At 41.8% G+C, this 13,689-nt stretch carries 15 protein-coding genes and 2 tRNA genes; 2 read left to right on the top strand and 15 right to left on the bottom strand.

The window, feature by feature from the left end; all coding sequences use genetic code 11:
* The first annotated feature begins 102 nt into the window (after positions 1–102).
* Positions 103–1,332, top strand: a complete 1,230-nt coding sequence (locus IEW05_RS07920) for a chromate transporter (protein ID WP_373285824.1) — start codon at positions 103–105, stop codon at positions 1,330–1,332.
* Between the two features lie 243 nt (positions 1,333–1,575).
* Here the strand turns inward: IEW05_RS07920 and IEW05_RS07915 are convergent, their stop codons facing one another.
* From IEW05_RS07915 to IEW05_RS07900, 4 genes are all read right to left on the bottom strand, one after another.
* Entirely contained in the window at positions 1,576–2,325 is a 750-nt protein-coding gene (locus tag IEW05_RS07915) for an SDR family NAD(P)-dependent oxidoreductase (RefSeq protein WP_188537461.1), read from the bottom strand.
* A gap of 83 nt (positions 2,326–2,408) precedes the next feature.
* Entirely contained in the window at positions 2,409–3,293 is an 885-nt protein-coding gene (locus tag IEW05_RS07910; protein WP_188537459.1) for an NAD-dependent epimerase/dehydratase family protein, read from the bottom strand.
* 34 nt (positions 3,294–3,327) lie between these two features.
* Positions 3,328–3,723 carry a hypothetical protein gene (locus IEW05_RS07905; protein WP_188537457.1) on the bottom strand — a complete coding sequence of 132 codons (396 nt, stop codon included), beginning with the start codon at positions 3,721–3,723 and terminating at the stop codon, positions 3,328–3,330.
* A gap of 12 nt (positions 3,724–3,735) precedes the next feature.
* Positions 3,736–4,542 (bottom strand): DUF817 domain-containing protein, encoded by an 807-nt coding sequence (locus tag IEW05_RS07900; RefSeq protein ID WP_188537455.1) that lies wholly within the window; start codon positions 4,540–4,542, stop codon positions 3,736–3,738.
* Between the two features lie 285 nt (positions 4,543–4,827).
* On the opposite strand from IEW05_RS07900, the gene IEW05_RS07895 reads away from it, so the two are divergent.
* Positions 4,828–5,004 (top strand): YjfB family protein, encoded by a 177-nt coding sequence (locus tag IEW05_RS07895; RefSeq protein ID WP_188537453.1) that lies wholly within the window; start codon positions 4,828–4,830, stop codon positions 5,002–5,004.
* A gap of 117 nt (positions 5,005–5,121) precedes the next feature.
* Here IEW05_RS07895 and IEW05_RS07890 read toward each other — a convergent pair.
* From IEW05_RS07890 to IEW05_RS07840, 11 genes are all read right to left on the bottom strand, one after another.
* Positions 5,122–5,203, bottom strand: a tRNA-Leu gene (locus IEW05_RS07890).
* Between the two features lie 191 nt (positions 5,204–5,394).
* A tRNA-Leu gene (locus IEW05_RS07885) sits at positions 5,395–5,475 on the bottom strand.
* A 93-nt stretch (positions 5,476–5,568) separates the two neighbouring features.
* Positions 5,569–6,141, bottom strand: coding sequence for a nucleotidyltransferase family protein (locus IEW05_RS07880; protein WP_229753294.1), 573 nt, complete (start codon positions 6,139–6,141; stop codon positions 5,569–5,571).
* 325 nt (positions 6,142–6,466) lie between these two features.
* On the bottom strand, positions 6,467–7,684 hold the full coding sequence (locus tag IEW05_RS07875) for an MFS transporter (protein ID WP_188537451.1): 1,218 nt from the start codon (positions 7,682–7,684) through the stop codon (positions 6,467–6,469).
* A gap of 25 nt (positions 7,685–7,709) precedes the next feature.
* Positions 7,710–8,552 (bottom strand): aldo/keto reductase, encoded by an 843-nt coding sequence (locus tag IEW05_RS07870; protein ID WP_188537449.1) that lies wholly within the window; start codon positions 8,550–8,552, stop codon positions 7,710–7,712.
* Between the two features lie 147 nt (positions 8,553–8,699).
* The gene (locus IEW05_RS07865) at positions 8,700–9,140 is read right to left on the bottom strand and encodes a VOC family protein (RefSeq protein WP_188537447.1); all 441 of its coding nucleotides are present in this window, start codon (positions 9,138–9,140) and stop codon (positions 8,700–8,702) included.
* A gap of 138 nt (positions 9,141–9,278) precedes the next feature.
* The gene (locus IEW05_RS07860) at positions 9,279–9,770 is read right to left on the bottom strand and encodes an RNA polymerase sigma factor (protein ID WP_188537445.1); all 492 of its coding nucleotides are present in this window, start codon (positions 9,768–9,770) and stop codon (positions 9,279–9,281) included.
* A gap of 255 nt (positions 9,771–10,025) precedes the next feature.
* Positions 10,026–11,123: a sensor histidine kinase gene (locus tag IEW05_RS07855; RefSeq protein ID WP_188537443.1), complete on the bottom strand. Its 1,098-nt coding sequence runs from the start codon at positions 11,121–11,123 to the stop codon at positions 10,026–10,028.
* Positions 11,113–11,811: a response regulator transcription factor gene (locus IEW05_RS07850; protein WP_188537441.1), complete on the bottom strand. Its 699-nt coding sequence runs from the start codon at positions 11,809–11,811 to the stop codon at positions 11,113–11,115. Before IEW05_RS07850 ends, IEW05_RS07855 begins: the two co-directional genes overlap by 11 nt.
* Positions 11,812–11,922: 111 nt before the next feature.
* Entirely contained in the window at positions 11,923–12,993 is a 1,071-nt protein-coding gene (locus IEW05_RS07845; protein ID WP_188537439.1) for a sensor histidine kinase, read from the bottom strand.
* Entirely contained in the window at positions 12,990–13,667 is a 678-nt protein-coding gene (locus tag IEW05_RS07840) for a response regulator transcription factor (RefSeq protein WP_188537437.1), read from the bottom strand. The genes IEW05_RS07845 and IEW05_RS07840 overlap by 4 nt, the downstream gene beginning before the upstream one ends.
* Between the last annotated feature and the right edge of the window lie 22 nt (positions 13,668–13,689).

The following is a 13,689-nucleotide window of genomic DNA, read 5'->3' as shown; positions in this document are numbered from 1 at the left end:
ATCTTCTTCTAATCCTCTCTTTACAAATCTATGTTAGGCTGAGAGGAATTCGAGTAATCATTCGAAAGGTGCTTTGAGAAAGGAGATTCCGATTTGGATAGATTGCAATCGCAACCAAACATCAAGTCTTTGCACAAAAATAAACTTTTGCGGACCCTTGAAATATTAGCGGTATCAGCGAAACTTGGGACCACTTCGTTTGGAGGCCCCATCGCCCACTTAGGCTACTACCATGAAGAATATGTAATGCGGCGAAAATGGTTGGATGAAAAAAGTTATGCCGATCTTGTAGCACTCTGTCAGTTCCTACCCGGACCAGCCAGCAGTCAGGTCGGTATCGGTATCGGACTAAGCCGAGGCGGCTTAGCTGGAGCGATTGCTGCATGGCTTGGTTTTACACTACCGTCAGCCATTGCACTTGTTATCTTTGCGTTATTCATGCAAGGGATGGATATCAGCAGTGCTTATTGGCTTCACGGGTTGAAGCTTACAGCCGTTGCTATTGTAACCCAAGCGGTATGGAGTATGGGAAGTAAACTGGCCACGGGACGAAGTCGTGCTACAATCGCGGTACTTGCTACGACTGTCTCACTTCTCTGGCCAAATGCCTTCAGTCAAGTGCTCGTAATTGCTGTTGCTGGACTACTTGGTCTATGGTTGTACCGTAAGTCAAATGAAACTGTGACCGAGACTTCGCTAGTCATATCGATTTCGCGGAAATGGGCGGTCGTATGTTTGGGTTTGTACTGCGGATTGCTTGTACTCTTACCCTTATTAGGACGCTTATTTAACCCCGATGGTCATGTAAGTGGACTCATGTTGTTTGATAGCTTCTACAGGACAGGCTCGCTCGTCTTCGGCGGTGGGCATGTTGTTCTACCGCTACTTCAAAGTGAAGTTGTTCAAACTGGATGGATTACCGAGTCCGATTTTCTTGCTGGATATGGATTGGTTCAAGCTGTTCCTGGACCTCTCTTCACATTCGCCTCTTACTTGGGAACATTAGTTAATGGGATACCTGGGGCCATCATTGCTACAATTGCCATATTCCTACCTGCGTTCTTACTCATCGTTGGTGTCCTTCCATTTTGGAACAAGCTCCGTCACAACCATCATATTCAAGGTGCACTCCATGGTGTTAATGCTGCAGTTGTTGGAATTTTATTGGCTGCCTTATATAACCCCATTTGGACGACCTCCGTTAACTCTACCGGAGATTTCGTGCTGGCACTTCTGTTATTTGGAATGCTCAGCTATTGGAAACTACCTTCCTGGAGTGTTGTTATTGCAGGGGCCGCTGGCGGCATGCTCCTCGGATGGCTGGGCAATTAATTGGTTCAAAACCAAAATCGGTACTTGACGTAATAAATTAGGAAGTAACGTTACATTTTGAAGGATGTTATCATCGCTGTTAAATGAGAATTTCTTAAATATACGATTTTAGTGGTTGAAGTTCTCATTTAAAGGCGAACGCTTCACTTGTTCACATTCCTCCAAAACTCCACTGGTACGCAGGTTTTGTCAAGCACCGATTTCAGAAATGGCCTATAGATTGTGCGTCTTTCACTTAATATTTTATGGCTCATAGATCATCTTTCGAGTCATTCCACCGTCAATCACTAGATTCGCCCCGGTCACAAACTTATTGTCAGGATGTGTTAAGTAAAGACAAGCTTCAGCGATGTCGGTAGGCTTTCCAACCCGCCCCGCTGGATGCTGACGGTGGTCACTCTCTGCAAGCGCACTATAATCCCCAGTCTCGATCCACCCAGGACTTATGCAGTTCACCGTAATTCCTTCGTTACCAAGAGACACCGCGAGCGCATGGGTTATGGATACAATCGCCCCCTTGGAAGCGGCATAAGCCTCGGAGCCTGGTTCAGACATCAAGGCGCGCGTAGACGCAATATTTACGATAGCGCCTCCATTTTTATTCTTCTTCATATACTTCGCGGCTTCTCTTGAAGCCAAGAAGCAGCTTCGCACATTGGTATTCAGAACATCGTCCCATTCATCTACTGTTAATTCGAATACCGGCTTGAAGCGCGAAATACCGGCATTATTTATAACTACATCAACACTTCCGAATTTCTCATACGCTGTTAACATCACTTGGATGATGTTGGATTCTTGTCTAACATCACAAGGTACAAAGATAACCTCACCACCCAAATTGTTCAAGTGGTTGGCTACTTTCTCCCCATTGATTGTATCGATATCGGCCAGTACAACGGATGCACCACGCTGAGCGTAAGCTTCCGCTACACCTCTACCTATACCGTTTCCAGCCCCTGTAACGATTACCGTCTGATGTTCAAAAGACATATATCTAGCCCCCTAACGGATTTATGATCGATTGGATGTCTTATTTGTTCCTATTTCAATTCGTTCCCAAAATGTTAACTAACTTAAGCTCGCCCACTAGCAATATCCCCGATTAAATCAGGAAGCCAATCATTGATTTTATCGAATGAATATCCCGCTTTGCGGGCTTTGGAAGTATCCATGTACCAATTGGAGGGGATGCCAAACGGTGACATGTCCGTTGGTTCTGTATCAGCTTTGATAACCGCTGTTGCTCCCGTTTCTTTTTCTATCAGCGAAATGATCTCCCGAATTTTCAGTTTGCCGTCGGAGCAAGCATTAACCGGTCCGGTTATAGGTGCACTTGCTAGCCAATGCAAAAAGGATGCGCTTTGAGCCGAGGTAATCAACGACATCGCAGCTTCTGGATTTGGTACACCAATGGGAGTTCCATTCATCACACGTTCCACATGAAAATGCAATCTTTTCGTATAATCATCTGGTCCTAGAACAATGGGAATTCGCATGGCACAAACCGGAAAGTTTGCATGTTGGAAGAAGGCGGCTTCTGACTGCCGTTTGCCCTCTGCATAATTGAAATCCGAAGTATTACCTTTACGCAGTGGATATTGATACGGATCAAATGCCGTTTCTTTCAGTGCATACTCAGCACAATCATAGACAGATAATGTAGAAGTTAAAATATAGCGACCAACTTGGCCGTCAAAAGTATCTATAGCGGCTAATGCATCATTAGGTGAATAACAAATGTTGTCGTAAACAACATCCCAAGGTCCAGCGACCGCAGCTTTCTTTAAATCCTGCTGATCCGTACGATTCAAGATTAGACGTTGAACAGGACCGTCATAATTCACCTCTGTTAAACCCCGCGTAGCAACAGTTACGTTGTGAATTCCCTCATGAAGCAGCAAATCTACCAACCTTTTACCGAAATAACGTGATCCACCTAATACCAAAATATTACTCATAACATCCACCTCTTTCCTCATTGATACTCACAGATTATCTGGTTATAAACAGACTTTTCATAAAACCGAGTCCAGTCAACAAACCAAAGAAGAAATACCCACTCCACTTGGCCACATGTTCGTTATAAAGTGAATTGTACGGCAAGGTAACATAAAGCGAAATAATAGGATAGATCAATAGCAGAAAGCTCGGTAAAAACACAAAGAAAAACAGCGGTCTATGAAACTTGCGTCGGTTCGGAATACCATTTAATAGACTCAAATAAATACCGAAGATGAAAGCATAAATAATTTTCCCGATTAAGGTGTAATCCACTTTTCCTAAAGAATCATTTTTTTGCGCCATGATATCCAAGAACCGATTCCCGTAATAAACAAGTAACAGCGCACCTACCATCCAGAGAAAATAATAAAAATAACCTTTTTTCATAAATTAACCCCCTTAATGTTTAATGTGATTAATTGTTATTTCAACTTCCTTTTCTTTACTCTTCCCGGCTTTGACATGCTTGAGCTGAGCTACAATGATCATAGTGATAACGACTAGTAAAAACCATGAGCTTATTTTACCAAGATGAACTACCCGCCAGATATGCTCCTGATTAGGATAACGCCAAGCTCCAAGGAAAGTTGATATATTCTCAGCTATCCAGATGAAGAAACCAATCAGAAAAAATGCTAAGGTCATCGGCATTCGTAAGGTTGTACCTGATAAGGTGAAATTGACCCATGTGCGGAAGAACACGATCAACAGTAGTCCAATCAATATCCAACGATAGTCTCCAATATAATGATGGGTGAAGAAATTAAGATATATCGCCGTGCTGAGCATGACCGTGAATATAGTCTTTGGCCAACCCGTGATGTGTAGATCGAATCTACGCCAAGCCTGGCAAATATAACTGGCTACACTCGCGTACATGAACCCACTGTAGAGAGGTACCCCGAACACCTTACTCCACCCTTCTTCAGGATAAGCCCAGGACCCCATATGTACTTTGAATATTTCTAATCCAAGTCCAATGACGTGAAACATACAGATTACTTTAAGTTCATCCAGCGTTTCCAACTTGAACAGAACCATACCAATTTGAGCTAACAAACAGATAATCAGGATCAAATCATATCTAGCTATTCCAGGTATTTCGATAAATTTGGTCAATCCAAGCGTCGAAAAAATAATAACGGGAAAAATACACGATATTGCTTCTAACCATCCGAACAGTAACAATTTACGTATAAACCTCATGTTTCCCTCCACAGTCAGTAATCGATATAAGTAGGTTTTGCTATATTAGTGTGCGAGCAATGTTCATTGAGATTTTACCATAAAGTGCCCTGAAGATTGGGACAATTTTGTATCCTGCATTGAGTTCAATGAAATGAATGTGAGGTATAAGTGGGAATCACCTCCTATTGGTAAATCGTCAATAATAAAAAAAACTCACTCTTGTGGAGTGAGTTAACCTACTTATCTTTTCGTGTCATCTTACCGATAAAATAAATGTACTTAACTTTATAGGAGGTAGACATCATGGATATTGCTGCACTTTCATCTAGAATGGCACAAACCAGCTTACAACAAGACGTTAGTATCTCTGTTCTTAAAATGTCAAAAGATCAAGCTACCTTAGAAGGACAAGCACTCATCAAAATGATGGAGCAAAGTGTCCTACCTAATCTAGGCGGCAATCTAGACATCAAAGTGTAGGAAGAAGCATCATGGAGAGGCTCTTAGTCTCTCCACTCTCTTTTTAATGGGGTCATCCTGAGGTAAATTCATTAATAAACAAGAAAAAAGCCTTGATATCCAAGGCTTTCTTCTTTATGCGCGTAGAGGGACTTGAACCCCCACGTCGTGAAACGCCAGATCCTAAGTCTGGTGCGTCTGCCAATTCCGCCATACGCGCGTGTGATTACGGCGTTCACCGTATCTGTCCTAGATGCAAACTGCAACAGCGACATTTAATATAATAACAAGAATGGATAGTGAAAGTCAAGTTTTATTTTCCATATAATTAGATGTAAGTTTACACTTTACCTAATAAAACAAAATGAGCCGACTGCGAAAGCAATCGACTCATTCCTGTAGAACATCTTATGCGCGTGAAGGGACTTGAACCCCCACGTCGTGAAACGCCAGATCCTAAGTCTGGTGCGTCTGCCATTCCGCCACACGCGCTTGTTAACCTTATCGCATCAGCGACAATTAAGATAATATCACGAGGATATACCATGCGTCAAGCATTTTTCAAAAAATCAGTAAAATAATCATTTATACATCCTCAACAATTCGTAATTGCGGCCAAATGCGTAACCATTCTTTGTCGGTAATCCGTTTCATAAACAATTGATGGTCCCGGCAATACGAACTTTGACGAAGACGGAGTGTCAGTAAATCATCCATCCCATGTGGTGCAATGAGTTCGACCTCTCCCCGCGCATCCAAACGAACCCCAACCGCCGTGGCCGTCTCTGGCCAATATAACATCGCATCCTCAACAGAACGAAACGCAGATGCTCCACTTTTCAGATGCATTCGCGCTTGATTCTTCACTGACCATTGATGAGCTGGACTTACTTCCTTTAGCTTAGCCTCATAGCTCTTCTCGATTTCTTCCTCGATGCAAGAAGGATCATAATAAATAACATCAACATCATTATAAGGTGTTCTGATCTCATAACCATGCAAAATGTCCCATACATAATTACGGATATATCCTGCAGCGATGCAGGCCTGGGGTAAAGACAATAAGGATACGGACCGTAAATCCGCCATCATATCAGCATTTTGACTAATTGCATCTAATAACCCCTGAGTATCCAGATTTGTTATTTTCGAGTTCACTTCAATATCCACCTCAATATCTTCAAACTAACTTCTATTTCCACAGCTAGAATAGACATTAATTATACCTCACATGAATTGATTCCTAACATTATCAGGAATAACTCCAGCTAAATTAAGCTATTTGCTTATACAAACTACACTAAATGGAAAAAATCCCGTTAATTTTGCATTAAAACGTCATTTAAACGAAATAATCGCAAATAAACAGGAGTTTTTCCTTTTAATCATAACCTCTGTCAATTAATTCAACGAAGTACATGGAGTTTTTCCTGATAAAGCCACAGTCACACCACTGCCACTTGACCACCTACCGCATATGTATTCAATTACTTTGTAAAGCTTCATCCTTCGGTAATAGCATGGTCAACAGCCCAATCAAAGGTAGGAATGCGCATAACTTCATGATATAGAAAATCCCCATTTGATCAGCGAAATTACCCAGAAACGCTGAACCTAATCCACCTAGGCCAAAAGAAAGTCCAAAGAACAATCCCGATACGAGTCCAACTTTACCCGGAAGTAACTCTTGCGCATACACAACAATGATCGAAAACGCCGACGACATGATGAATCCAGCTAATACGACGAGTATACCCGACCAGAACAAGTTGGCATAAGGTAGCATGAGTGAAAAAGGTGCTGTCCCTAGTATCGATAACCAGATAATATTTCGGCGACCAAATCGATCCGCAAGCGGCCCACCAAAAAACGTTCCTATTGCAGCTGCAGCCAGGAATGCGAATACATACCATTGAGCCTCTTGTTTAGGCACCCCGTAATGATCCATTAGAAAAAAAGCGTAGAAATTTGAAATGCTGATGGAATATACATTTTTGGAGAATAGCAACAGAATGAGTATCGTAATCGCAAAAGTAACTTTTCCCTTGCTAAGTGCCGATTTGGCAGCTGATTGCCCGCTACCTTGTGTTTTTTTCCGACGAGGCTGAATCACTTGCGTTCCATACCATTTGGCAACGAAGAACTGTATCACAATAGCAATAATTGCAGCCAAGGCGAACCAAGCAACACTTCCTTGCCCAAGTGGAATAAAGATCAAGGCTGACATCAGTGGTCCTAGTGAGGTCCCGACATTCCCACCAACCTGAAAGATCGATTGCGCCAAACCCCGGCGTTCTCCTGCAGCTAGATAAGCAACACGAGATGACTCAGGATGAAACACGGATGAACCCAAACCGACAGATGTCACGGCTAACAAAATAACTCCATAAGTAGGTGCGAATGCCAGCAGAAGCACCCCAATCAGTGTAAAAAATACACCTAACGGAAGAATATACGGCCTTGGGCGTTTATCTGAATATAAACCGACAAGCGGTTGGAAAACCGATGCCGTCATATTCATTGCAAAGGCAATCCAGCCAATTTGTCCGTAGTTAAGGGATAACGATTCACGCAGCACCGGAAATAATGCTGGAATAGCAGATTGCATCGTATCATTGAGCAAATGGACCATACTAATCGCAAATAAAATAGGATAGACGGTTTTTGCTGGTGATGCTGATTTTGCAGCAGTATGATTCATCTTTATCTCTCCATCTAAATTATAATTAGAAAATAAAATTGTCTGGATCGGAGCCAAACCGTTTATTCTGGTTTAAGGCCTCGATTGCAGCCATGTCCTCCCCATCCAATTGAAAATCAAAAATATCAGCATTTTGCGCAATACGATGTTCATTCACTGATTTAGGAATCGTAATAACACCGACTTGTAAATCCCAACGCAAAATGATTTGTGCGGGTGTTTTACCATATTTTGCAGCGATGGCCTTTAATGATTCATCCTCAATTAATTTCCCTTGCCCAAGCGGCGACCATGCTTCAAGTTGGATCCCCTTGTCATGATTATATTCTAGAAGTTCCTTCTGGAATAATTGCGGGTGAAACTCCACTTGATTGACCGCAGGAACAACCTCGGCATCCGTGAGTAGATCCTCCAAATGATGGATATTAAAGTTGCTTACCCCGATAGCGCGCACTTTCCCTTCTTTATACACCTTCTCAAGCGCTCTCCAAGTATCCTTATATTTGCCCCCCACTGGCCAATGAATCAGATATAAATCAATATAATCCAGATTCAATTTGCTTAAGCTCGTTTCAAATGCTTCAAGGGTAGTCTCATAACCCTGCATAGTATTCCATACTTTTGTTGTAACAAAAATATCTTCACGGGACAGTCCATTCTCTTGGATGGCTTCCGCTATAGCCTGACCGACGCCTTCTTCATTATGATACGCTGCTGCCGTATCAATACTACGGTAGCCGACCTGAATCGCCGACTTGACTGCGCGAACGACTTCATCACCCTCTTGCGCTTTGTATACACCAAGACCAAGCCATGGCATTTTTACTCCATTGTTCAATGTTACTGTATCCTGTAAATGGTTTGGCACCGTCCATATCCTCCTCTGAATTGGTTTTCACCATTCTATTATGAGGTACAATGTTCCATTTTAAAAGAGAACAACAATGTAAAAGACGACCGAAGAGATCCTCCAGCCGTCAAATAAAGTTAAAAACTGACTGTCTCTAAAATAAAGTTAGAATGAGATCATGGCACCAGTCTCATCAAACACAGCCGACGGATTCCAGGCAATTTCCCAAACATGATATTCAGGATCAGCAAAGTACGCTGTACGACCTCCCCAGAAAGCCTCCTCAGGTTCCCTAAGAATTTCTGCCCCAGCTTCACGAGCTTTCTTGATTACATCATCAACCATTTCCGGTTCTTCAACATTGATGGCAAGCGAGATACCTCTAAAGGAGGGTTTCGCACCGCTTTCGGCCTGCACATCTAGTCCTGCATCTTTTACCAATTCATGATATGGAAACAAACTTAACAGAACTCCCGCTGTTGTAAACACACAATATTCATCCGTACTCGCGGGTGTATCCTCCCATCCTAATCTTTTGTAGAACGCTCTAAGACTAGGTAGATCAATAGCTCCTAAAGTAACCAATGTAACTCGTTGCGGTATCATGCGAATCCCTCCCAAATTGTAATTTTTAGTGCGGGTAAATGTAAATATTACTTTTTATGGTATTCTATATCCTACAATAAAAAAGAAAAAATGACCATAATTGTATTTGAGAATACAATCATGGTCATCTTACAACTATTAGGCCGACTCACTAAATTGACGGAGCTTTTGTCTGGCACGGTATAGAATAATTTTGAAATGCGATAGTGTAATCCCCATCAAATCGGCTGATTCTTGATATGAAAAGCCATGTACATCATACAGAAGTACCGCATGCTGCTGATTAGGCTGTAACATAGATAACATCCCATATAATTCCTTACGATTCTCTTGACGAACCATACAAGACTCGGGGGTATCTTCACTTGCAAAGTCATAAAAATACTCTTGATCATGAATAGATGAACGACTTTCCTTGCGCACACGATCGATATAGGCATTATGGGCCACCCGAAGCAACCATGCTTTCGTCCGTTTACCATCCAAAAGTTCTACATGCTTCAAAGCTCGACAGAACACTTCTTGAGTTAAATCTTCAGCAGTATGGTGATTCCGCCCTAAGTAGAGTAAATAACGATATACATCATTACTATAAACACGGTATATTTGATCTATTCCTTTAGTTTTCATTTAAATGATCCTCCTAATAATTACAGTGCTTCTGTAAAAGAAGCTTCATGGTCTCATGTATGTCTCTTACCATTGTTCATTATGAGGGATAGAGTTTACTTAGAAACTAAGAAATCCTTAAGATTATATTAAGATTTTCAGTGCATTCTTAACCTGAAATTTAAGTTTAAGCACAAAAAACGCGTTATTCCATCAAAGGAATAACGCGTTATCTTCTTAAAAATTTACGCTTTTTTCAAAAAAATATTTTGAATTTTATGAATTGTAATCTCGCCCAAGTCTAACCGTAAAGACTGTCCGGTACTCATCACTGTCTGCGCCAATGCTTCCGTGATGCAGATCAACGATGTGCTTGGCAATGGCAAGGCCAATTCCCGAGCCACCCGTATGCTTCGCACGTGACTTCTCCACGCGATAGAAACGATCAAACAAATGAGGTAGATCGGACTTGGGAATAGGTTCCCCGTAATTAACTACGTCGGTAACGACTTCTTGGCCATCGACACGTGCACGGATATCTAAATATTTGCCGTCATGACCATAGCGGATGGCATTCGAAATCAAGTTCTCGTACACCCTCCTGAGTTTATCGCCATCAGCCATTACAAATAGCTGTTGCTCCTCCATCATGAGCCTACATTCCATGCCACTCTCTTGCAACTGCCAAGCGAAATGTGCAGCGATCTGATTCAGCATTTCCACTAAATTAATCTTGCTTCGAAAGAGTTTCATTTCCTTGTCCTGGAGTCTTGTATACTCAAATAGATCTTGTAACAACTTCTTCAGTCGTATGGATTCCTCATAGGCCATGTTGACGTAATAACGCAGCTCTACTTCATCCCGATACCGATCCTGTTCGATTAAACCCAAGTAACCTGTAATGGATGTTAACGGTGTTCGTAAATCGTGAGAGACATTCGTGACGAGTTCATTCTTGGTTCGCTCTGCACGTCGTTCTTCATCCATGGAGGTTCTAAGCCTGTCTACCATCCGATTAATGTCATTCGCTAATTGACCCAATTGTCCTACATTCTCTACTGGAATTCTATTTGCTGAATCATCTTCCATCTTATGAACTTCTTCAATCAACAATTTCAGATACTTCTCTTCATGTCGTCTGACACTTCGCCGGTAGAAATATAGTGAGAACAATAGCAGTATGGGGACCCCAAGGAGATAATATGCTAAAGGAAAACCAATATTAAGATTGATCCATGCCATAACTGAATAAAAAGTTACACTTGGATAAAATTTATAGAATAATTTGCTTAATAGGACAAGTAACAGCACGGAGCCGAGCGTAGTTACAATTGTCCAGAACAACCATGCAACAAAACGTAGACTAGCTTTCAAGTTTATAGCCAACCCCCCATACCGTGTGAATCAGCTTTTCACCATCCATTTCTTTCTCCAGCTTGTCCCGAAGTCGACTGATATGTACCGTAACCGAATTGTTACTCTCGAAATACTTGTCCTTCCATATTAGCTCAAATATTTCCTCCGACCCGAATACTCTCCCCGGATGGCTGGCTAGTAGAAACAGGATTCCAAATTCTATCGGTGTCAGTTTGACAGAGCGTCCATCAATCGTAGTTGAATGTGTCTCCTTATCAATTTGCAGCGAGCCAAATTTAATAATATGCTCAGGAGCAGCTTGTGGTGATTGAATAGAGGCATAGGATGAGCGTCGAAGTAACGATTTCACCCGAGCAACCAACTCCAGAGGATTAAACGGTTTTACCATGTAATCATCAGCACCGGTCATCAGACCCGTGATCTTATCCATATCGCCATCTTTAGCGCTGAGCATCAGGATAGGAGTCGTTCGCGTTTCCCTAATCTTGATACACACCGAGATGCCATCCAATCCGGGCATCATCACATCGAGAATGATTAAATGGATATCTTCCTGTTCCATCATATCCAGTGCCGTGAGTCCATTATCTGCTTTGAACACGACATATCCTTCATTATGCAAATAAATTTCAATCAATTTAGCAATTTTATCGTCATCATCAACTATTAATATTTGTTTACTCATAAGAATGATCATCCTTTTATTGAGGCTAGTATGCACACTATTTTATCATAGCATGATGTATAACCTCATGTACTAAGAAAAAGTTAAGAAAGGATTACGATCTTATCATTCTTATTCAAAAGAATAGGGCACGGTGACGACGAAACGTGTTCCCTGACCAATCTGTGATTGAGCTGATATATCGCCCTGGTGGATATCGATTATCTTTTTCACAATGGACAAGCCGAGACCACTCCCACCAGCTTCACGGTTTCTAGATTTGTCTGCTTTATAGAAGCGTTCGAAGATATGAACGAGATCTTCTGATGCTATTCCAATTCCCGTATCTTCAATGGTCACCTCTGCCCCATTCTCCGTTGCGATCAGTCTGATTGAAATCGCACCAGCGTCTGGAGTAAATTTAATACTATTATGAAGTAAATTTACCCACACTTGATTTAATAAATCCTCTGCTGCCTTGATCTCAATTTCTTGTAAATTCAAATCAACTTGGATTCCTTTTGCTAACCACTGTGGTTCGTTGGCCAATACAACATTTTGTAGTTGATGATCGAGACGGTAACAATGCGTCTCAAAAGATGGTTTGTCCGATTCCAATGAAGACAGCTTTAGGAGATTGTCGCTCATTTGCGATAATCTCCGGCTCTCCCCTTCGATGATGTCAAGATAGTGTTCTCGTTTGTCTTCAGAAAGATCACGATTTCTTAACGCGCGAGCAAACCCACGGATAGAGGTAAGCGGTGATTGAATTTCATGCGATACATTGGATATGAAGTCTTGCCTCATACTTTCGAGCTGACCTAAATCTTGTGCCATTTCATTAATGCTTTGGATAATTTTTTGAAATTCACCACGTTGTTCAGTCATCTCCAATTTGACTTTGAAATCGCCTTTAGATATCCGCCGCATCGCATCGATGATAGCCGTCATTAAAGCCAATTGTCTCGGACGGAGAAAGATGCCAATAACAAATACTACTACAATAAAGATAATAACCCCTAACACTGCATCAATGATTTGCACTAGGTAGTGGGAAGTAGGTTGGCTATATATTGTATAAATTGCCTTCGTTAAGAAATTGGCCGCCATCCAGGAAAGAGCCACAGTAATCATGATACCCACAATCTGAAATATATGAACTACAACGAACCAAGTCTTCTTCCAAAAGCTCTTTGTCCTCATCGGTCAAAGACCTCCAATCGATAGCCAAGACCGCGAATTGTCGTAATTTTGAAATTGAACTTCTCTTCCGGGAATCGTTCCCGAAGTCGATTAATATGAACGTCGAGCGTACGCTCATTTCCTTCGAAATCATATCCCCAAATATCTTCGATTAGCTGTTCTCTAGTAAGCGTCCTACCCGGATAACTCCCTAGCTTGAACAAAAGCTCGAACTCTTTAAGCGGGAGCGTAAAGTTCTCTTCCAAAGAGGAAACCTCATAGCTCCGACGATTCATATTAAGCTGCCCAATGCTGACCATCTGGGATACCGCAACCTGATAGCGCTTAAGCAGAGCCTTAACCCTTGCTACCAATTCAGCAGGTTCAAACGGTTTGACCAGATAGTCATCTGTTCCGAGCTCAAATCCTTTGAGAATCTGCTTCGTTTCACCTTTTGCTGTAAGCATCAGTAATGGCATATCATAATCTCGCCGCAATTCATGACATAAATCCCATCCGTCCATATTCGGCATCATAATATCCATGATGACTAGATCAGCTCGCTCCTCCGCTAGTGCAGACAATGCTTCAAGACCATCAGCGGCTTCAAGCACCTCCATTCCAGCTTCTTCGAGAAACACTCTGATTAGTTCGCGAATATGCATATCGTCGTCAACTACGAGTATTTTGGCCATATTTGATTCTCCTATTACTATA

The sequence above is a fragment of the Paenibacillus segetis genome (assembly GCF_014639155.1).
Lineage (GTDB): Bacteria > Bacillota > Bacilli > Paenibacillales > Paenibacillaceae > Fontibacillus > Fontibacillus segetis.
This window is presented reverse-complemented; position numbering and strand designations above follow the sequence as displayed.